General features: G+C 64.2%; 19 protein-coding genes. 16 read left to right on the forward strand and 3 right to left on the reverse strand.

The features are described from left to right. Positions 1 to 107 precede the first annotated feature (107 nt). From rpsF to AC0L2Z_RS09640, 13 genes are all read left to right on the forward strand, one after another. Entirely contained in the window at positions 108 to 599 is a 492-nt protein-coding gene (rpsF, locus tag AC0L2Z_RS09580; protein ID WP_236371601.1) for a 30S ribosomal protein S6, read from the forward strand. Beyond that, positions 599 to 847: a 30S ribosomal protein S18 gene (rpsR, locus tag AC0L2Z_RS09585; RefSeq protein ID WP_006203718.1), complete on the forward strand. Its 249-nt coding sequence runs from the start codon at positions 599 to 601 to the stop codon at positions 845 to 847. The genes rpsF and rpsR overlap by 1 nt, the downstream gene beginning before the upstream one ends. A gap of 329 nt (positions 848 to 1,176) precedes the next feature. Further along, positions 1,177 to 1,761 carry a 50S ribosomal protein L9 gene (gene rplI / locus AC0L2Z_RS09590; protein ID WP_091590536.1) on the forward strand — a complete coding sequence of 195 codons (585 nt, stop codon included), beginning with the start codon at positions 1,177 to 1,179 and terminating at the stop codon, positions 1,759 to 1,761. A 276-nt stretch (positions 1,762 to 2,037) separates the two neighbouring features. Then, complete coding sequence (locus tag AC0L2Z_RS09595; RefSeq protein WP_473627693.1) at positions 2,038 to 3,327, forward strand: class I SAM-dependent methyltransferase; 1,290 nt, start codon at positions 2,038 to 2,040, stop codon at positions 3,325 to 3,327. An 84-nt stretch (positions 3,328 to 3,411) separates the two neighbouring features. After that, entirely contained in the window at positions 3,412 to 3,735 is a 324-nt protein-coding gene (locus tag AC0L2Z_RS09600) for a YnfA family protein (RefSeq protein WP_473627694.1), read from the forward strand. A gap of 3 nt (positions 3,736 to 3,738) precedes the next feature. Then, entirely contained in the window at positions 3,739 to 4,707 is a 969-nt protein-coding gene (locus tag AC0L2Z_RS09605; protein ID WP_473627696.1) for a small ribosomal subunit Rsm22 family protein, read from the forward strand. Between the two features lie 207 nt (positions 4,708 to 4,914). Next, positions 4,915 to 6,405, forward strand: a complete 1,491-nt coding sequence (locus AC0L2Z_RS09610) for a replicative DNA helicase (RefSeq protein WP_023800713.1) — start codon at positions 4,915 to 4,917, stop codon at positions 6,403 to 6,405. Positions 6,406 to 6,635: 230 nt separating this feature from the next. Then, positions 6,636 to 8,039 (forward strand): DNA repair protein RadA, encoded by a 1,404-nt coding sequence (radA, locus tag AC0L2Z_RS09615; RefSeq protein ID WP_023800715.1) that lies wholly within the window; start codon positions 6,636 to 6,638, stop codon positions 8,037 to 8,039. A gap of 27 nt (positions 8,040 to 8,066) precedes the next feature. After that, positions 8,067 to 8,735, forward strand: a complete 669-nt coding sequence (locus AC0L2Z_RS09620; RefSeq protein ID WP_023800716.1) for a CvpA family protein — start codon at positions 8,067 to 8,069, stop codon at positions 8,733 to 8,735. A 78-nt stretch (positions 8,736 to 8,813) separates the two neighbouring features. Next, positions 8,814 to 10,283, forward strand: coding sequence for an amidophosphoribosyltransferase (gene purF, locus AC0L2Z_RS09625; protein ID WP_023800717.1), 1,470 nt, complete (start codon positions 8,814 to 8,816; stop codon positions 10,281 to 10,283). 58 nt (positions 10,284 to 10,341) lie between these two features. Further along, positions 10,342 to 11,094 carry an SDR family NAD(P)-dependent oxidoreductase gene (locus AC0L2Z_RS09630; RefSeq protein ID WP_287216715.1) on the forward strand — a complete coding sequence of 251 codons (753 nt, stop codon included), beginning with the start codon at positions 10,342 to 10,344 and terminating at the stop codon, positions 11,092 to 11,094. Positions 11,095 to 11,175: 81 nt separating this feature from the next. Next, complete coding sequence (locus AC0L2Z_RS09635; protein ID WP_287216716.1) at positions 11,176 to 11,805, forward strand: hypothetical protein; 630 nt, start codon at positions 11,176 to 11,178, stop codon at positions 11,803 to 11,805. Positions 11,806 to 11,924: 119 nt separating this feature from the next. Further along, positions 11,925 to 12,128, forward strand: coding sequence for a hypothetical protein (locus AC0L2Z_RS09640; RefSeq protein ID WP_473627697.1), 204 nt, complete (start codon positions 11,925 to 11,927; stop codon positions 12,126 to 12,128). Positions 12,129 to 12,142: 14 nt separating this feature from the next. Here AC0L2Z_RS09640 and AC0L2Z_RS09645 read toward each other — a convergent pair whose 3' ends face one another. Then, positions 12,143 to 12,649: an OsmC family protein gene (locus tag AC0L2Z_RS09645; protein WP_023800720.1), complete on the reverse strand. Its 507-nt coding sequence runs from the start codon at positions 12,647 to 12,649 to the stop codon at positions 12,143 to 12,145. A gap of 143 nt (positions 12,650 to 12,792) precedes the next feature. After that, entirely contained in the window at positions 12,793 to 13,827 is a 1,035-nt protein-coding gene (locus tag AC0L2Z_RS09650) for a MerR family transcriptional regulator (RefSeq protein WP_473627699.1), read from the reverse strand. A 255-nt stretch (positions 13,828 to 14,082) separates the two neighbouring features. Here AC0L2Z_RS09650 and AC0L2Z_RS09655 point away from each other — a divergent pair, with 255 nt between their 5' ends. Continuing rightward, positions 14,083 to 14,958: a DMT family transporter gene (locus AC0L2Z_RS09655; RefSeq protein WP_287241060.1), complete on the forward strand. Its 876-nt coding sequence runs from the start codon at positions 14,083 to 14,085 to the stop codon at positions 14,956 to 14,958. A gap of 172 nt (positions 14,959 to 15,130) precedes the next feature. On the opposite strand, the gene AC0L2Z_RS09660 is transcribed toward AC0L2Z_RS09655, so the two are convergent. Then, positions 15,131 to 15,994: a LysR substrate-binding domain-containing protein gene (locus tag AC0L2Z_RS09660; RefSeq protein WP_287241059.1), complete on the reverse strand. Its 864-nt coding sequence runs from the start codon at positions 15,992 to 15,994 to the stop codon at positions 15,131 to 15,133. A 113-nt stretch (positions 15,995 to 16,107) separates the two neighbouring features. On the opposite strand from AC0L2Z_RS09660, the gene AC0L2Z_RS09665 reads away from it, so the two are divergent. Beyond that, positions 16,108 to 16,515, forward strand: a complete 408-nt coding sequence (locus tag AC0L2Z_RS09665; RefSeq protein WP_023800724.1) for a tautomerase family protein — start codon at positions 16,108 to 16,110, stop codon at positions 16,513 to 16,515. Positions 16,516 to 16,717: 202 nt separating this feature from the next. Continuing rightward, entirely contained in the window at positions 16,718 to 18,940 is a 2,223-nt protein-coding gene (locus AC0L2Z_RS09670; protein ID WP_473627701.1) for an AMP-binding protein, read from the forward strand. Positions 18,941 to 19,339 lie beyond the last annotated feature (399 nt).

Raw genomic sequence — 19,339 nt, forward strand, 5'->3', positions numbered from 1 at the left:
GTCATGCTCCTTTCTTCCCCGCCCCGCCAGGGATCGCCGGGTCAGAGAAGTTGCAGAGGCTTTTGCCGCCGGGACCGGGAGAGAAACGAAGAAAGGCAAAGAACAATATGGCTCTTTACGAACATGTGTTTCTTGCCCGGCAGGACCTCTCGCAGCAGCAGGTCGATGCGCTTGTCGAACAGTACAAGGGCGTCATCTCAGCGAATGGCGGGTCCGTCGGCCGGGTCGAGAACTGGGGACTGAAGTCCCTCACCTACCGGGTCAACAAGAACCGGAAGGCATACTATACGCTGATGGACATCACCTGCCCGCCGGCCGCGCTCAACGAGATGGAGCGCCAGATGGGCCTGTCCGAGGATGTGCTGCGTTTCCTCACCATCAAGGTCGATGCGCATGAGGAAGGCCCGTCGGCAATGATGCAGAAGCGCGAAGAGCGCTCGGAACGCGGCGGCTTCGGCGACCGTGACCGTGGCCCGCGCTCGTTCGGCGACCGCGATCGCGGCGACCGTGGCGATCGCCCGCCGCGCAGCTTCGGTGGCGATGGTGCAGACCGTGGCCCGCGCCGTCCGCGCGAAGCTGTTGAAGGGGGTGCAGAATAATGGTCGACATCAACCAGATCCCGACCCGGCGCCCGTTTCATCGCCGCCGCAAGACCTGCCCGTTCTCCGGCGCCAACGCGCCCAAGATCGACTACAAGGACGTGCGACTTCTGCAGCGCTATATTTCCGAGCGCGGCAAGATCGTGCCGTCGCGCATCACCGCCGTCAGCCAGAAGAAGCAGCGCGAACTCGCCAAGGCGATCAAGCGCGCCCGCTTCCTCGGCCTGCTGCCCTACGTGGTTCGCTAACACTGATCAGTTGACCATGATCTTATCCGAAAACCGGTTTCCACTTTTCGGGATCATGGACAAACTGACTAGTTGACCATGATCTTATCCGAAAACCGGGTTCCACTTTTCGGGATCATGGTCTAGCCAGCGGGCGGTTCGCCGCCCGCTTTTCCCACGGCGACGGGCGCCGCGGGGTTGCCATCAAATCCCGGGTTGGGGTGAAGACCTCTAACTGCCGCGACAGGCAGGACAGCGACATCGGCGGCGACGCCCTCAGCTTCCTGACCTGTTCCAGACAATTCGGCGTCGATGCCAGTGATTTGGCGCCCAAACGAAGGAACAAAACCATGGAAGTCATTCTTCTCGAACGCGTTTCCCGCCTCGGCCAGATGGGCGATACCGTCAAGGTCAAGGATGGATTCGCCCGTAACTTCCTGCTGCCGCAGGGCAAGGCGCTGCGCGCCAACGAAGCCAACAAGAAGAAATTCGAAGGCCAGCGCGCCCAGCTCGAAGCCCGCAACCTCGAGCGCAAGTCCGAGGCCATGCAGATTTCGGAGAAGCTGGACGGCAAGAGCTTCATCGCCGTGCGTTCGGCCGGCGAAACCGGCCAGCTCTACGGCTCGGTGTCGACCCGCGACATTGCCGAGTTGCTGACGGCGGAAGGTTTCTCGGTCAACCGCAACCAGATCCTGCTCAACCAGCCGATCAAGACCATCGGCCTGACCAATGTGGCGATCGCCCTGCATCCGGAAGTCGAGGTCACCATCACGCTCAACATCGCCCGCACGGCCGACGAAGCCGAGCGCCAGGCCAAGGGCGAGATGCTGACCACAGCCGAAGCCATCTATGGCGACGACATCAACGACAATGCGCGCCCGGACAACTTCTTCGATCCCAATGCCGAGTTCGAAGGCGGCGAAGACAACGGCTGATTGCACGTCACAAGGCGTCAGAGCGGCGCTTTAAAACATTTCGTCGGCTTCCAGTCATTTCTGGGCCAACGCCCGGGCGCCTCGCCCGGGCTTTTTTGTGCCAAACGGAACTTTTCGACCCCCTATATCTTGATGCAGACTATAGCGCCGCGCGTCGTTTGGACGCGCAAAGGACGCTGCAGGACTTTGGTTCGGCGCATGATCCTTTCCGAAATCGATTTCGATTGTCGGGTCATGCGCCGAGACAGCGTGTCTGACCGAGAGGGGACTTTGTTCATGAATATTCTGCTGAAACGCATTCTCGACCGCCTGGTGCGCACCGGCAATCTCAAGGTCACCGGACCGAAAGGCCTCTCGGTGACTTTCGGTGACGGCAGCGGCGATCTGGTGCACATGCACATCAAGACCACGCATGCCGAGCGCGCCATCAGCTTCGATCCGATGCTGGCGGTGCCGGAAGCCTATATGGACGGTGAGCTCGATATACTCGAGGGCGGCGTGCTTGGGGTGATGCGCATCGCCTTCCAAAACATGGACAGCGGCGGCATCGATGCCACCTGGTCGAAGGCGATTGAAGGCCTGCGTCACGCCTTCCGCCGCCTGCAGCAGATCAACACGGCGGCGCGAGCGCGCCGCAACGTGCAGCGCCATTATGATCTGTCAGGCGACCTCTACAGACTCTTCCTCGACGAGGACATGCAGTATTCCTGCGCCTACTTCGAGCAGCCGGACATGACGCTCGACGAGGCGCAGGCAGCCAAGAAGCGCCACATTGCCGCCAAGCTCAGGCTGAAGGCCGGCCAGACGGTGCTCGACATCGGTTCCGGCTGGGGTGGGCTCGGTCTCTATCTCGCCAAGTCCTTCGACGTCGACGTGCAAGGCGTGACGTTGTCGACCGAGCAGCATGGCGTCGCCACCGACCGCGCCCATGCGCAAGGCCTGGAAAACCGCGTGCATTTCGAAGTGAGGGATTACCGCGAGCTCAACGAGCGCTTCGACCGCGTCGTTTCGGTCGGCATGTTCGAGCATGTCGGCGTCAACCACTACCGCACCTTCTTCGACAAATCGGCGACGCTCTTGAAGCCGGACGGCGTCATGCTGCTGCACACGATCGGCCGCTCCGGCGCGCCGTGGGCAACCAGCGCCTTCATCCGCAAATACATTTTCCCGGGCGGCTACGTCCCCTCGCTCTCGGAAGTGATGCCGGCGATCGAAAAGTCGGGCCTCATGGTCACCGACATCGAAGTCCTGCGGCTACATTATGCCGAGACGCTGAGACATTGGAGCCAGCGCTTTGCCGCCAACCGCGACAAGGCCAAGGCGATCTATGACGAACGGTTTTGCCGCATGTGGGAGTTCTATCTGGCAGCCTCGGAAGCCGCTTTCCGCTGGCAGGATCTGGTGGTCTTCCAGATCCAGATCGCCAAGAAGAACGACACGCTGCCGATGTCTCGTGACTATATGGCCAAATGCGAGAAGGCGTTGCAGCTGCGCGACATGGGGCATCGTCCAAAAGCCCCTGCCGCCAAGCCCGCCCGGCGCCGCAAGGTGGCGGATATGGAATAGACCGCCGGCGATCACGCCATTGCCGCTTGCCATTGGCGGCCCACACGCTGAAAAAGGTCTCGCCGTCGCCGCGAGACTTTTTTCATGACCTATCTCATCTACATCGTTGCTGCCCTTGCCGAGATCGCCGGCTGCTTTTCGATCTGGGCATGGTGGCGGCTGGAAAAGTCGCCGCTGTGGCTGGCGCCAGGCCTGGTCACGCTCGCTTTGTTCGGCTTCCTGCTCGCGCTGGTAGACATCAGTGCTGCGGGCCGCGCCTATGCCGCCTATGGCGGCATCTACATCGCCGCCTCGCTCGGATGGCTGTGGCTGGTGGAAGGCGTGCGCCCCGACCGCTGGGACCTTGCCGGTTCCGCGCTCTGCATCGTTGGCGCCTCGGTGATCCTGCTCGCACCTCGGGGTGCCTGAGCTATGGAACTGCCTATCCCGCTTCGACAGGGCGTCGAGCGCCTCCTCGAAAAAGTGCCGCTGCCGACGCTGAAGCAAGCGGCAAAAACGCTGTCGGACCGCTATCGCGCCGAACTGCGCGACGGCCGCTTGCATATGGCCGAGGAGATCGCGGTCAAGGCCTATCTGGCGACGCGGCTGCCGGCGACCTATGCCGCTGTCCGTGCCAGTCTCGATGCGGTCAGCGAGGCAAGGCCCGATCATGCACCCAAAACCCTGCTCGACGTCGGCGCCGGCCCCGGCACCGTGCTTTGGGCTGCGCTCGATCTCTGGCCCGACCTCGAGCAGGCGGTGCTGATCGAGGCGAGCGCGGCGGTGCGCCGGGTCGGCGCGGCGCTTGCCGCTGAGGCGATGACGGCCAAGGTCGCCTGGCTGGCCGGCGATGTCAGCCTCGATCTCGCCGATCTCAAGCCGGCCGAGTTGGTCACCTGCGCCTATGTGCTGGACGAGATCGGACCGGTGTCGCTGCCAAAACTGATCGACCGGCTCTGGCAGCTGACCAACGACACGCTGCTCGTCGTCGAGCCGGGCACGCCGGCCGGATGGCAGCGCATTCTTGCCGTGCGCCGGCAGCTGATCGAGGCGGGTGCGCACGTGCTTGCGCCTTGCCCGCATAAGTCACCCTGCCCGCTCGCCCCGCCCGACTGGTGCCATTTTTCGCGCCGTGTCGCGCGTTCGCGCCTGCACCGGCTGGCCAAGGACGCCGACGTGCCATGGGAGGACGAGAAATTCATCTATGTCGCTGCCTCCCGCCACGCTGCTGCCCCGCCGCAGGCGCGTGTGATCGCACCGCCGAAATCGGGCTCGGGCAAGGTCCTGCTGAAACTTTGCGAGAAGGACGGCAGCGCCGACGAGAAACTGTTCACCAAGCGCGACGGCGATGTGTTCAAGGCCGCGCGGCGACTCGACTGGGGCGACGCACTGCCGGAGTGATTGGCAGCTATTTTCCTGTTTTGTTCTCGCCCGAGAACGGCTAGGCTCGCCATCTTGATTCGAGTCAATCAAGATTCTTTCCACCGAAAAAACTTGGCTGTGAATCGCGGGCACCGAAGCTGATTGAATGAAGACTGATGCAGATAAGTCATCACCGACCTATCCCGTTACTGATATCGAGAGACCGGCATCGAAATCGGGGACGTAATGGCAGAGGCAGCACGAAAATTCGGCGTGGCGGAAACACCGCTCTATCGCGAGGCACCGAACAACATCGAAGCCGAGCAGGCGCTGCTCGGCGCCATCCTCGTCAACAACGACGCCTTCTACCGCGTGTCGGATTTCCTGAAATCCGGCCATTTTTACGAGCCGCTGCACAGAAAGATCTTTGAGGTCGCCGCCGAGCTCATTCGTATGGGCAAGATAGCGACGCCGATCACGCTGAAGACCTTTCTGCCGGCCGACGAGAGGGTCGGCGACATGACGGTTGCGCAATATGTGGTACGGCTGGCCGTCGAGGCGGTCACCGTCGTCAATGCCGCCGACTACGGCCGCGCCATCTATGATCTCGCCACGCGACGCGCCCTGATCACCGTCGGCGAAGACATGGTCAACATCGCCTACGACGCGCCGGTCGACATGTCGCCATCCGAGCAGATCGAGGATGCCGAGCGGCGCCTGTTCGAGCTGGCCGAGACCGGCCGCTACGATGGCGGCTTCGAGAGCTTCACCGACGCAGTCAAGACCGCCGTCGACATGGCCAACGCCGCCTATATGCGCGACGGGCACCTGTCGGGCGTCGCCACGGGCCTGCGCGATCTCGACCGCCGCATGGGCGGCCTGCAGCCGTCCGATCTGATCATCATCGCCGGCCGCCCGGGCATGGGCAAGACCTCGCTTGCCACCAACATGGCCTTCAACATCGCCGAAGCCTATGTGCCGGCACAACAGGCCGACGGTTCGTTCAAGGCGGCAAATGGCGGCGTCGTCGGCTTCTTCTCGCTCGAAATGTCGTCGGAACAGCTCGCCACCCGCATCATTTCCGAACAGACCGAAATCCCGTCGTCGAAAATCCGCCGCGGCGAGATCAGCGAGATGGATTTCGAAAAGCTGGTCGCCTGTTCGCAGACCATGCAGAAGATCCCGCTGTTCATCGACCAGACCGGCGGCATCTCGATCGCCCAGCTCTCGGCGCGGGCGCGGCGGCTGAAGCGCCAGCGCGGCCTCGACGTCATCGTCATCGACTATATCCAGCTGATGCAAGGGTCGAGCGCCAAATCCTCGCAGAACCGCGTGCAGGAGATCACCGAGATCACCACCGGCCTGAAGGCGCTGGCCAAGGAGCTTGCCGTGCCGATCATTGCGCTGTCGCAGCTGTCGCGTCAGGTCGAAAGCCGCGACGACAAGCGCCCGCAGCTCTCGGACCTGCGCGAATCGGGTTCGATCGAGCAGGATGCCGACGTGGTGATGTTCGTCTACCGCGAGGAATACTACCTGAAGAACCGCGAGCCGAAGCCGGGCACCGACGAATACATCAAATGGGAACACGAGATGAACGAGATGCGCGGCAAGGCCGAGGTCATCGTCGCCAAGCAGCGCCATGGACCGACCGGCTCGGTCAGCCTCGCCTTCCAGGGCGAGTTCACCCGCTTCTCCGACCTCGCCGAGGAGCATCATATTGCGGAGAGGTTTGAGTAGCTTTTGACTTACCGCCGTGCTCCGTCACACCCCCCTCTGGCCTGCCGGCCATCTCCCCCGCAAGGGGGGAGATCGGCAGCTTCTGCGTTGGCGTCTCTTCTTCGACATTGGAGATTGGCGAAAGCATTCGTGACATCCAATCTCCCCCCTTGCGGGGGAGATGTCCGGCAGGACAGAGGGGGGTGGGCAGGATCGCCCGCCTCCGGCCATTTGCGAGCGACGCAACGCTGATGGCCAAGTCCCGCGTCCAGTTCATCTGCCAGAATTGCGGCTCGGTGCATCAGCGCTGGGCTGGCAAATGTGATGCCTGCGGCGAGTGGAACACGCTGGTCGAGGAGGGAACGTCCGGCGGCATCGGCTCGGGCCCGGCCAATACCCGCAATGCGCGCAAGGGCCGCGCCGTGGTGCTCACGACTTTGTCCGGCGACATCGAGGACGCGCCGCGCATCGTTTCCGGCATCGGCGAGCTCGACCGCGCCACCGGCGGCGGTTTCGTGCGCGGCTCGGCCCTGCTGGTCGGCGGCGATCCCGGTATCGGCAAGTCGACGCTGTTGACCCAGGCCGCCGCAGCACTGGCGTCCAAGGGCCACCGCATCGTCTACGTCTCGGGCGAAGAGGCGGTCGCCCAGATCAGGCTGCGTGCGCAGCGGCTCGGCGTCGCCGATACTCCGGTGGAGCTTGCCGCCGAAACCAATGTCGAGGACATCCTCGCCACCATCGCCGACGGCAAGCGGCCGGACCTGGTGATCCTCGATTCGATCCAGACCTTGTGGACCGACATGGCCGATTCGGCACCCGGCACCGTCACCCAGGTGCGTGCCGCCGCCCAGGCGATGATCCGCTATGCCAAATCCACAGGCGCGGCGATCGTGCTCGTCGGCCACGTTACCAAGGAAGGCCAGATCGCCGGGCCGCGCGTCGTCGAGCATATGGTCGACGCGGTGCTTTATTTCGAGGGCGAAGGTGGCCACCACTACCGCATCCTGCGCACTGTCAAGAACCGCTTCGGACCGACCGACGAGATCGGCGTGTTCGAAATGTCTGATATGGGCCTGCGCGAGGTCGCCAATCCATCCGAGCTTTTTCTCGGCGAACGCCATGCGAAAGCGCCGGGCGCCGCGGTTTTCGCCGGCATGGAAGGTACCAGGCCGGTGCTGGTCGAGATCCAAGCGCTGGTGGCGCCGTCGTCGCTGGGCACGCCGCGTCGCGCCGTCGTCGGCTGGGACGGTGCCCGGCTGTCGATGATCCTCGCCGTTCTCGAAGCCCATTGCGGAGTCCGCTTTGGCACGCATGACGTCTATCTCAACGTCGCCGGCGGCTACCGTATCTCGGAGCCGGCCGCCGATCTGGCGGTGGCGGCCGCACTGGTTTCCTCGCTCACCGGTCTTGCCCTTCCCGCCGATTGCGTCTATTTCGGCGAAATCAGCCTTTCGGGCGCCGTGAGGCCGGTTGCGCACGCGCAGCAGCGCCTGAAGGAAGCCGAAAAGCTGGGTTTTGGAAGCGCGGTTCTGCCCTTGGGCAGCGAGGAACTTGCCGGGGGGATAGGGGCCGGCGCTTTCCAGCCCACCGAGCTTGCCGATCTCGTGGCGCGCATAGCCGGCTCACGGCGCAGCCGCGCCGACGAGCAAGAATGACGCGGCTCATGAAGTGGGGCAAAAGACATGCCGATTACGCTGCTTGACGGAATTCTCGTCGGCTTCACCTTGGTCTCGGCGATGCTCGCCATGGTTCGCGGCTTTTCGCGCGAGGTCCTTTCCGTCATCTCCTGGATAGCGGCGGCCGCGGCAGCGTTCTTTTTCTATCAACCGGTCCTGCCTTACGTTCAGCCCTATGTCGACAATGAGAAGATTGCCATGGTGGTGGCCGCCGGCATCGTCTTCATCGTCGCGCTGATCGTCGTCTCGATCATCACCATGAAGCTCGCCGACTGGATCATCGATTCCAGGGTCGGCGCGCTCGACCGCACGCTTGGTTTCCTCTATGGCGCGGCGCGCGGCATCCTGGTCGTCGCGGTGGCCCTGCTGTTCTTCAACTGGCTGGCCGGCCCCAAGGCTCCGGGCTGGGTCGCCGATGCCAAGTCGCGGCCGCTGCTCGAATCGATCGGCGCCAAGCTCGAAAGCCTGCTGCCCGAGGATCCGGAAAACGCGATCCTCAACAGGCTCAATCCGAATCAGCCGGCACCCGAGACCGGCGCCGAGACACCTCCGGCAGCGGATGCACCCGCGGCGGACGCACCGGCAACTGGCGACGATGCTCCGGCGCCCGACGGCAGCGAAACCGACGCGCCACCGGCCGACAATGCACCAGCCAATCCGGCGCCGGCAAACTGACGATCATGTGAAGGCCGCAAACTCTACGTTGCTCTCGAGCCGTCATCACACTATATAGCGACTTTAGCGGAGCTGAAGATGGCAGACGCAGACGACGTGCTTTCCGCCGAGGCTGACGATCATTTCCATGACGAATGCGGCGTGTTCGGTATTTTTGGCCGGCAGGACGCTGCGGCTATCGTCACGCTTGGCCTGCATGCGTTGCAGCACCGCGGCCAGGAAGCGGCCGGTATCGTTTCCTATGACGGCACCCAGTTCCATGTCGAACATCATGTCGGCCTGATCGGCGATACGTTCACCAAACAGCGCGTCATCGACAGCCTGCAAGGCAACCGCGCCATCGGCCACACGCGCTACGCCACCACCGGCGGCGCCGGCCAGCGCAACATCCAGCCGTTTTTCGCCGAGCTCGCCGATGGCGGCTTCGCCGTCGCCCACAACGGCAACCTCACCAACGCCATGACGGTGCAGCGCGCGCTTCAGAAACAGGGCGCGATCTTCTCGTCGACCTCCGACACCGAGACACTGCTGCATCTGGTCGCCACCAGCAGGGAACGCGATCTCAACTCGCGCTTCATCGATGCGGTGCGCCAGGTCGAAGGTGCCTTCTCGCTGGTGGCGATGACTTCAAAGAAGATGATCGGCTGCCGCGATCCGCTCGGCATCCGGCCGCTGGTGCTCGGCGATCTCGACGGCGCCTGGATCCTGGCTTCCGAAACCTGCGCGCTCGACATCATCGGCGCGCGTTTCGTGCGCGACCTGAAGCCCGGCGAGATGGTCGTCGTCACCGCCAAGGGCATCGAGAGCCTGTTTCCGTTCGAGCCGCAGAAGACCCGCTTCTGCATCTTCGAATATGTTTATTTCGCGCGTCCGGATTCGTCGGTCGAGGGCCGCAACGTCTACGAGGTGCGCAAGCGCATCGGCGCCGAGCTGGCGCTCGAAAGCCCGGTCGAGGCCGACATCGTCGTGCCGGTGCCGGACAGCGGCACTCCGGCGGCGATCGGCTTTTCGCAAGCCGCGGGCATCCCGTTCGAGCTCGGCATTATCCGCAATCACTATGTCGGCCGCACCTTCATCCAGCCCGGCGATTCGATCCGCCACATGGGCGTCAAGCTCAAGCATAACGCCAACCGCCGCATGATCGAAGGCAAGCGCGTGGTGCTGGTCGACGATTCGATCGTGCGCGGCACCACGAGCCAGAAGATCGTGCAGATGGTGCGCGATGCCGGCGCCAAGGAAGTGCACATGCGCATCGCCTCGCCGCCGACGCGCGCTTCCTGTTTCTACGGCGTCGATACGCCGGAGAAGTCGAAGCTGCTGGCGTCGCGCATGTCGGTGGAAGAGATGGCCGAGTTCATCCGCGTCGATTCGCTCGGTTTCCTGTCGATCGACGGGCTCTACCGCGCCGTCGGCGAGGCCGGCCGCGACAATGAGCAGCCGCAATTCTGCGACGCCTGCTTCACCGGGCAATATCCGACCCGGCTTGCCGATTTCGAAGGTTCGGACAATGTGCGCACGCTGTCGCTGCTGGCGGCGGGCGGGGCGTAGGATTGCCGGAACACCAATTGCCTTCCCGAGTTTCACGCCTACTCACGGAGGCCCTCGCATGATCCCCACCCCTGGCCTCGACCTTTCCGGCCGCGTCGCAGTCGTCACCGGCGCCTCGCGCGGCATCGGCTACTTCATCGCCCTGGAACTTGCCGCCGCCGGCGCACACGTCATCGCCGTTGCCCGCACCGTCGGTGGGCTGGAGGAACTCGACGACCAGATCAAGGCGGCGGGCGGACAAGCCACGCTTGTGCCGCTCGACCTCGCCGACATGGCCGGCATCGACCGGCTGGGCGGCGCCATCCATGAGCGATGGGGCAAGCTCGACATCCTGGTCGCCAATGCGGCGGTGCTCGGCGTCATCTCCCCGATCGGCCATGTCGAGGCCAAGACTTTCGAGAAAGTTATGACCATCAACGTTACCTCGACATGGCGGCTGATCCGCTCGGTCGACCCGTTGCTCAGGCTCTCCGATGCAGGCCGTGCCATCGTGCTTTCCTCCAATGCCGCCCATTCGGCGCGGGCCTTCTGGGCGCCCTACGCGGCGTCGAAGGCGGCAGTCGAGACCATGATGCGTTCCTGGGCGCATGAGACGGAAAACCTGGCCCTCAGGGTCAATGCCGCCGATCCCGGCGCCACCCGCACCGCCATGCGTGCGCAGGCGGTGCCCGGTGAGGATCCGGAGACGCTGCCGCATCCCCAGGAGATCGCCAAACGCATCGTGCCGCTGGCCAGCCCGGCGCTTACGGAGACCGGGCTGATCTTCCAGGCCAAGCACAACCGCTTTGTTGCCTACCGGCAGCCGGAGTAGACGCATCGCGCATTTCGACGGACGAATTGCGCCGCCGCCGACGTTATTGGAATGCCAGATTTTCCGAAACGGAGGACCACTATGCGCAGACTGCTTCTCGTCACCGCCGCTGCATCGCTGGCAGCCATCGGCGTCGCATCCTCGCAGGATGCGACGATGAGCTTCTTCGTCACCAGCGTCGGCTCGGGCAAGGGCGCCGATCTCGGCGGCCTCGCAGGCGCCGATGCGCATTGCGCCTCGCTGGCTGAAGCCGCGGGCGTTACGGGCAAGACATGGCACGCCTACCTCTCGACCAGCGACACCGATGCACGCGATCGCATTGGCACGGGACCGTGGTTCAACGCCAAGGGCGTCAAGATCGCCGACGATGTCGCTTCGCTGCATAGCGATGCCAACGCCATCACCAAGCAGACGGCGCTCACCGAAAAGGGCGAAGTGGTCAACGGCCGCGGCGACAAGCCCAACCGCCACGACGTGCTGACCGGGTCCAAGCCCGACGGCACGAAAATTGCCGACCAGACCTGCGGCGACTGGACGCTCAGCGGAGCGGAAGGTGCGGCAATGACGGGCCATCACGACCGCACCGGTCTCGACGATTCGGCCGCCGCCAAATCGTGGAATTCCTCGCACGCTTCACGCGGCGGCTGCAGTCAGGAGGCACTGAGGAGCACCGGCGGCGACGGCCTGTTCTACTGCTTTGCCGTGAACTGAGCCGGCCCAACAAATGCAGAACACGCTGGCGTGGCGACCCACCGCGCCAGGCTGCGCTTTCGCCGATCGCCCAGAATTGATAGGATCACCCGACTCCCACAACAAGCGAGGAAATTTCCATGGCTTCGAGCGTAGCGCTGGTCTGGTATCTGGTGATTGCCGGCCCGCAAGGCGGCATGGTGGTGCTGCCCAGCACGTTCGACACTCGCGAACAGTGCGCCTTCGCCGTCACCGAATATCAGAAGCAGCCAACGCCGGCCGGCTGGTCGGTGCAGTGCGTGCCGAGCGCCTCGCCGTTCACCGACGAGGGCGAAAGCGAGTAGCCGGCGGCGCGCGTTCAGCGCTGAGCGCTGACCGTCAGTTCCGGCCTCGTATTGATGGTCTGAAACACCACGCAATAGCGTTCGGTCAGCTTGAGCAGTGTGTCGACGCGGTCTTGTGGCTCGTCGCTGTCGAGGTTGAAATTCAGCCGGATGGCGCGGAAGCCGACCGGCGCATCTTTTGCCACGCCTAAGGTGCCGCGAAAATCGAGATCGCCTTCGGCCTCCACGGTGGCGGCGCCGAGTTTGAACTCCAGCGCCGTCGCCACTGCCTTCAGCGTTACGCCAGCGCAAGCGACCAGCGCCTCCAGCAGCATGTCGCCCGAGCACAGTTCGAGCCCGGAACCGCCGGTAGCCGGATGCAGACCGGCAACGGCGAGCGCCCTGCCGGTCTCGACCTTGCAGGCGATCGACTGGTCGTCGACCGAGCCCTTGGCCCGAAGCGTGATCAGCGCGCGCGATGCGTCGTCGCGATACGCCTCCTTGAGCGGCGCCTGCATGGCCTTCAGTCCTGTGGTGTCCATGGCCAACCCTTTTCGGCAGTCATTTTCATCGCTCGTCACGATACTCGAAATAGAACCGGTACGGCCTAAACCTTGATTTCACGACATTTGGATCGGAGTGACAAGCTGTCCAGACATTGCTGCGTCGTTAGACTTGATGCCTTTCATGCGGCGTGGGGCCGCCACGCGACGACGCCGTCCGTCCGCGCCCGCACCTCGGGTGAGGCCAGGCAGGTGGCGACGGCCTCGTAGCCGGGAGTGCCGGGGTACCGGGCGACGTACGTTGGCGGGCTGTGGTTGGCGGGGCAGAGGATGATCGCTTCGTCGGTGCCGACAGCCGCCAGGTCGAGTATCGCGCAGGAGCGCGTGAGCAGAAAAAGCGGTCGACCGCCGGGGCCGCGGCGACGCAAATGGGCAATCAGGGCTTCTTGCGAGGCTTGATCCAGCCCCTGTTCGATCATGTCGACGACCAGGATGGCCGGACCTTCGGCTTCCAATCCGACGAGTAGAGCGATCATTGCGTCGGACACCGCGGCACCGTCCTCGACGAGCCAGGCCAGCGTCTGATCGACCCGCGACCTGAGAGCTGGGTCGGCGTCCACACGAGCCAGAGCCGCCGCACAGCCATTCGCCAGTCGATCCAAGCCAAGGAAGGCGGCGTCAGGCAATGTCTCGGCCAGGCGCTGAGCCAGCCGGGTCTTGCCACTGCCCAGCGGGCCGATGATGTAGTTCAGCGGTCGGATCTGTCCCAGTTCGAACCGCTCGCCTCCCCAAGGCCAGGGAAGGTCGAAAGCGACGCTGAGCGTAGCCTCTGGCGCCAGCAGGCGCGCCAGTTCCCCGGCGCTTGGCGCTTCGCCTCGAGCGAGGTCGTCCCGCAGGCTACCGATCTTCTCTATTACGCCGACAAGCTGGCGCAGCCGGCTATCGAGTACTGCCTGGTGTGCGGCCAAGGCCGGCTCCATGCCCCGGGAGTCACCCTCCATCACCCGCGCCACCTGGGCTAGGCTGAAGCCAAGCGCGCGCAGGGCCGCGATCTCGGCGGCGCGGCTCATTTCGACAGGACCGTAGGCGCGCCATCCGGCCGCAGTGCGGATCGGAGCGATCAGGCCGCGCTGCTCATAAAGCCGCAGGGCCTTGGCCGACACCCCGAGCCGGCCGGCGGCTTCGGAAGCGTTCAGGAACTGGGCGGAAGAGTTCATGAATCACCTTGTTGCTGTTGACCGCCTTTCTATCGGGGCTGACCCTGGGGCCGAGTCAACAGGGATGTTCGCGGTCCGCAGGAGCCGTGGGAGAGGCAAGATCACTTCGTGTCGAGCTGACACATCGGCTTTGATGAGATGAATCGACTTGCAAAAGGGCATTTCCGCAGCGGCTGCAGGATACGGCAACCCCTGCTGACAGTACGGTGTCAGGACAAAGCAGCATAGTCTGGTGACATGACCGGATTCCCAACCATGCCTGACACCGCCGCCGAGCGCACCCTTGGCATCATCCTGGTTTCGGCGTCGGCAGCCGTCTTCGGCCTCACCGGCGTGCTAACCAAGTCGATCCATGCCGATCCGCTGACCATCACCTGCTGGCGGGGCTTCGTTGGGTCGATCCTGATCACCCTCTATGTGCTTTGGCGGCGCCGTCAATCCGGCGGGCGTGAAAGCCTGCGCCTCGGCTGGCGCGGCTGGCTGTTGGCGAGCGAGGGCGCGCTAGCCAGCATCGCCTTCATCTCGGCGTTCAAGTTCACCTTCGTCGCCAATGTTGCGATCATCTACGCCACTGCGCCCTTCGTCACCGCGCTGCTTGCCTTCATTCTGGTTCGTGAGCGCTTCCGGCTGCAGACGCTTGCCGCCGCCGCCGTGTCGCTCACCGGCGTGGCGGTCATGGTCTGGTCCGGCTTCGGCACCGGCCATCTGTTCGGCGACGGGCTGGCGCTGCTGATGACAATCGGCAGCGCGCTCTACATGATCATGGTGCGCGCTTTCCGCGACACGCCGGTAGTGTGGGCCGGGGCGGTGTCGGCATTCCTTTTGTTCGTGCTCGGTTGGTTCGTCACCGATCCATTGGCCGTCTCGGCCAGGGACGCAGTGTTGCTCGTCGCCTTCGGCACGTCGTTCGCGCTGGCCTCTATTCTGTGGACGGAGGGCGCGCGGCTCATTCCGGCTGCCGAATCCGGCCTGCTGGGCTCGGCTGAAGTACCGTTCGCGATCCTGTTCGCCTTCCTGTTCCTGGCCGAGGTCCCGCCAGCCGCCAGCATGATCGGCGGCGCCATCGTGCTCTGCGCGGTGTTCGCCCATGGCGGGCGCGACTGGCAAGCGGCCAGGCAGCGCTCTGCCTGAGAAAAAATCTGCCCCCGAAAATAAAACTGCGGGTGCAAATAAATTAGCAAGGTCATGGAACCATCAACAGGTTCAGGCATTGTTGGCTTTGACGGGTCATCCAAGTCCCCCCAAACCCCTCGGCCCGTCTAACCTATAGCCGATCGCAAGGTCGGCTTTTTCTTTTGCGAAATCAGCTCGGTGCGCCTGGCAAGGCAAGGTTGCCGCTGAACAGCGCAGCCAGATCCTGGGCCGGGGGCTCGGCATCCTGGCGCAGCCGGATGGCGAACTCGGCGATGGGAACCTGCGGCAGGCCAAACTCGCGCGGTGCCTCGACGATGCCGGAATGGGCAAACCGCGCCGTCCGCAGCGTCAGAGCAATGCCGGCATGCACCGCTGTGCGCAGCCCGGCCAAGCTGGCACTCCCGGCCGCGATGCGGTAGCGGCGGCCTGCCCTGTCGAGTGCCGCGATCGCCGCTTCGCGAAAGCCGCAATGCGGATCGAGCAGCGCCAGCGGCAGTTCGTCCTGGTGTGTGGCCAAGCCTCTTTGCGAACAGAGCCACATCATCGGCTCGCGGAGCACGCCGATCTCGTCCGGCGCCGGAGCCTGTCGCATGGCGATCATCAGATCGAGGATGCCGGTTTGCAGCGCCTCGGCCAATTCGGCGGAGCGGCCGACGCGCAGTTCGATCCTGACGCGCGGATAGCTCGCGGCAAAGGCCCTGAGCAAATTCGGGAGGCCGCTGTCGGCGAAATCTTGTGTCGTGCCGATGGCCACGCGCCCATCGGCTCGCACGCCCTTGAGGGCCAGCCACGCTTCGCGATGCACAGCAAGGATGCGCCGCGCATGACCGGCCAGATCTTCGCCCGCCGGCGTCAGGACGCGCCCTCTTCCCTGCGGCGCCAGAAGTGGTTCGCCGACAATATCCTCAAGCCGCTGCATCTGCGTGGTCACCGCCGACGCCGAGCGCCCGACAAATGACGCCGCCTGCGCCAGCGAGCCGCGGTCGACGAAGGCGAGAAAGGTTTTGAGGAGGTCGGGGTCGAGCATTGTCATAATTCGACAGTATCAAAGTTTTCCCTGAAAACAATTCGATTTTCATAACGCAGGAGCGATGGCAAAGATTTCTGACGGCGAAGAGACGCCGCGTAAATCCGAGGAGAGAAATTATGCCGATCATCAATGTCAGCGTCACAGGCAAGCCCGATGCCGTTTTGTCCGCCGCTATCGCCAGGCAGGTGACCGAACTGACCGCCACGCATTTGCGCAAGGATGCGACGATCACAGCGGTGGCCATTTCCTACCATGACCCCGAGCACTGGTTCGCCGGCGGCAAGTCGTTGGCCGAGCATGACGCCAACAGTTTCTGGCTCGACATCAAGGTGGTCGACGGCACCAACACCAAGCTTGAGCTGGAGGCCTATCTCAAGGCGCTCTTCCTTGGCTTTGGCAGCCTGCTGGGCAAGGTGCATGAGGAGAGCTATGCCTTCGTGCATGAAGTCCCGGCCGCCGCCTATGGCTATGGCGGCAAGACGCAGGAATTCCGCTTCATCAGCGGGAGATTGAAGGCGGCGTGAGCCGCCCCCATCAATCCAGGCTCATGCCGCAGGCGCTTCCTCTGCCGCAAGGAAACATAGACACCGCACTTTTCATGGCCGGCCAGGCCAGTAATGCGAAGGTACCGCACCTCCGCATTGACGTTGAGCCCACTTCGTCTAGGTTCTCATCGAAGCGGTCACGAAGAGCCGCGAGGTCAAAATCTGTTGGGAGAGACGCGGCATGATCCTGACACTGGCGCTGCTTGCGGGTCTTGTCGCGGCCTGGCTGCTGATCGGGGTGGTGGAAAAATTCCGCCTCGGCCTGCGCTTCACGCAGGCGCTGCTCTATGTGCCGTTCAAGCTCGCCTACCGGATTGCCGATGATCGTATCAAGATCGCCCGCAGAACAGCCGCCCCGGTCATTTACGTCATTTCGCACCAGTCGCGTCTCGAACCGGCGCTGATGCTGTCGCTGCTGCCGGAAGACACGCTGCACATCCTCGACGAGGTCTCAGCGCGATCGCCTTGGCTCGAACCATGGCGCGAGCTTGGCCGCACCATCGCTTTCAACGCCGAGCATGTCTTCGTCAGCCGCCGGCTGGTGCGGGTGCTGAAGGGCAAGGGCCGCCTTGCCGTCTATCTGCCGGATGCGGTCGAGCCTGATATCAAGACATTTCGCCTGTTTCGCGCCGTCACCCGCATCGCCATGCAGGCCGATGCCCGCATCGTACCGATCTTCATCTCCGGCGCGCGCACTCTGCCGGTATCGCTGACGCCGGCGGACAAGGCGCCGCGGCGCTGGTTTCCCCTTCTGTCGATCAGCGTGCTAGAGCCAATGACCATCGCCGAGCTGGTAGCGCGAAACCCTGATCAATCCTCGAACACCAATGCGCTGTTCGACCGTTTCGCCGAAGCCCGGCTTTTCGGCAGCGATCTTGACCGCGGCCTGTTCCTCGCCATACGCGACGCCGCCGACCGAGTCGGCGCCTCGCATCCTATCGTCGAAGACGTGGTCAGCGGCACGCTGAATTACAGAAAGCTGTTCATCGGCGCGCGGGTGCTGGGCCGCCGCTTCGAGGCGGTGACGGCGCCGAATGAAGCGGTTGGAGTGCTGCTGCCCAACGCCAACGGTGTCGTGCTGTCGCTCGTTGGCCTGTTGTCAGCGAGCCGGGTGGCGGCGATGATCAACTACACCGCAGGCCCGGCCAGCGTCACCGCCGCCGTGCGCACGGCGGAGATCCGCACCGTGGTCTCGTCGCGCGCCTTTGTTGACAAGGCCAGCCTCGCTGACATCGTCGCGGCGGTAGAAGAAGGCGGCGCCAGGCTGTTGTGGCTGGAGGATGTGCGGGCCAGCGTAACCGTACTGGACAAGCTCGCCGCCGCCTTGCTGTGGCGCTGGCCGCTGCAGCCGCAGAATGCGGCCAAACCAGCGGTGATCCTGTTCACCTCAGGCTCGGAAGGCACGCCGAAGGCGGTGGTCCTGTCGCACAGAAATCTTCTCGCCAACGCCATGCAGGCTGAGGCCCGCATCACCATCTCGCCGGCCGACATCCTGCTCAACGTGCTGCCGGTGTTCCACTCATTCGGGCTCACCGGCGGCACCATCCTGCCGCTGGTCACCGGCGTGAAACTGTTCCTCTACCCCTCGCCGCTGCACTACAAGCTGATCCCCGAGGTCGCACGCAAGGCAAGGCCGACAGTCATGTTCGGCACCGACACGTTCCTCGCCAACTATGCGCGCACCGCCAAGGACGGCGATTTTTCCAGCCTGCGCTTCATCGTCGCCGGCGCCGAAGCGGTGAAACCGGAGACGCGCCGCGTCTACCGGGAGCGCTTCCAGGCCGAGATCATCGAAGGTTTCGGGCTGACCGAGGCAGCGCCCGTCGTTGCCGTCAACACCGCCATCCACGGCCGCGACGGCACGGTCGGGCGACTGTTGCCGGGCATGCGCATGAAGCTCGAGCCGGTCGAGGGCATCAGCGGCGCCGGACGGTTATTGCTCAAGGGGCCGAATTTGATGATGGGCTACATGACCTCAGATCGGCCCGGGGAATTGCAGCCGCTCGACGGCTGGCACGATACCGGCGACATCGTTTCTGTTGACCGCGAGGGCTTCATTACCATTCGCGGCCGGGCCAAGCGCTTCGCCAAGATCGCCGGCGAGATGGTGTCGCTGGGCGCGGTCGAGATGCTGGTGCAGTCGCTGTGGCCGGAAGAGCACCACGCTGTGGTGGCGGTGCCGGACAAGCGCCGCGGCGAGCGTATCGTGCTGGTCACCACCGCCGATGACGCCGACCCCGATGAATTGCGCAAATTCGGCAGACAAGCCGGCGCCGCCGATCTGATGGTGCCGAACGACATCGTCAAGGTCGAGGAAATCCCGGTGCTGGGCTCTGGCAAGACCGACTACGTCTCGACCCGCAAACTGGCGATTGAGCGACTGGGGCTCAGCGCGGCGGCCTAGCGCCTAAAGCGCGTCGCGTCTGGAGGGATTAATGCGACGCGCTTTAAGTTCTTGCTTGAATGCATCTCGTTGTCCCAAAACCGCTGCGCACCTTCGGGTCAGGCCCGAGGGCATGCTTTTGGGCGACATGCATTAGAGGACCACCACCGACAACAGCAGGATGAACCCGACCGCCATCATCAGCAGGCCCGGCCAGTTCTGCGACAGGCCGAGGAAACCGAGGCCGCGCCGCCGCGGCTCAAGGGTCGGGCCTGGCGTTGCAAGATTTGGCGTCGAGGGGGGGGGGGGGGGCCCCCCCCCCCCCCCCCCCGCGGCGCGCCCCCCCCACCCAAGCGCCGCCCCCGCAGAAAACACGCCCCCCCCCACCCAGAACCACCCCCACACGGGCGCCCGCCACAG

The sequence above is a fragment of the Mesorhizobium sp. WSM4850 genome (assembly GCF_055811735.1).

Coding starts and splice junctions, on each gene's coding strand:
- rpsF (WP_236371601.1), top strand. CDS start 108: ATGGCTCTTTACGAACATGTGTTTCTTGCCCGGCAGGACCTCTCGCAG.
- rpsR (WP_006203718.1), top strand. CDS start 599: ATGGTCGACATCAACCAGATCCCGACCCGGCGCCCGTTTCATCGCCGC.
- rplI (WP_091590536.1), top strand. CDS start 1,177: ATGGAAGTCATTCTTCTCGAACGCGTTTCCCGCCTCGGCCAGATGGGC.
- AC0L2Z_RS09595 (WP_473627693.1), top strand. CDS start 2,038: ATGAATATTCTGCTGAAACGCATTCTCGACCGCCTGGTGCGCACCGGC.
- AC0L2Z_RS09600 (WP_473627694.1), top strand. CDS start 3,412: ATGACCTATCTCATCTACATCGTTGCTGCCCTTGCCGAGATCGCCGGC.
- AC0L2Z_RS09605 (WP_473627696.1), top strand. CDS start 3,739: ATGGAACTGCCTATCCCGCTTCGACAGGGCGTCGAGCGCCTCCTCGAA.
- AC0L2Z_RS09610 (WP_023800713.1), top strand. CDS start 4,915: ATGGCAGAGGCAGCACGAAAATTCGGCGTGGCGGAAACACCGCTCTAT.
- radA (WP_023800715.1), top strand. CDS start 6,636: ATGGCCAAGTCCCGCGTCCAGTTCATCTGCCAGAATTGCGGCTCGGTG.
- AC0L2Z_RS09620 (WP_023800716.1), top strand. CDS start 8,067: ATGCCGATTACGCTGCTTGACGGAATTCTCGTCGGCTTCACCTTGGTC.
- purF (WP_023800717.1), top strand. CDS start 8,814: ATGGCAGACGCAGACGACGTGCTTTCCGCCGAGGCTGACGATCATTTC.
- AC0L2Z_RS09630 (WP_287216715.1), top strand. CDS start 10,342: ATGATCCCCACCCCTGGCCTCGACCTTTCCGGCCGCGTCGCAGTCGTC.
- AC0L2Z_RS09635 (WP_287216716.1), top strand. CDS start 11,176: ATGCGCAGACTGCTTCTCGTCACCGCCGCTGCATCGCTGGCAGCCATC.
- AC0L2Z_RS09640 (WP_473627697.1), top strand. CDS start 11,925: ATGGCTTCGAGCGTAGCGCTGGTCTGGTATCTGGTGATTGCCGGCCCG.
- AC0L2Z_RS09645 (WP_023800720.1), bottom strand. CDS start 12,649: ATGGACACCACAGGACTGAAGGCCATGCAGGCGCCGCTCAAGGAGGCG.
- AC0L2Z_RS09650 (WP_473627699.1), bottom strand. CDS start 13,827: ATGAACTCTTCCGCCCAGTTCCTGAACGCTTCCGAAGCCGCCGGCCGG.
- AC0L2Z_RS09655 (WP_287241060.1), top strand. CDS start 14,083: ATGCCTGACACCGCCGCCGAGCGCACCCTTGGCATCATCCTGGTTTCG.
- AC0L2Z_RS09660 (WP_287241059.1), bottom strand. CDS start 15,994: ATGACAATGCTCGACCCCGACCTCCTCAAAACCTTTCTCGCCTTCGTC.
- AC0L2Z_RS09665 (WP_023800724.1), top strand. CDS start 16,108: ATGCCGATCATCAATGTCAGCGTCACAGGCAAGCCCGATGCCGTTTTG.
- AC0L2Z_RS09670 (WP_473627701.1), top strand. CDS start 16,718: ATGATCCTGACACTGGCGCTGCTTGCGGGTCTTGTCGCGGCCTGGCTG.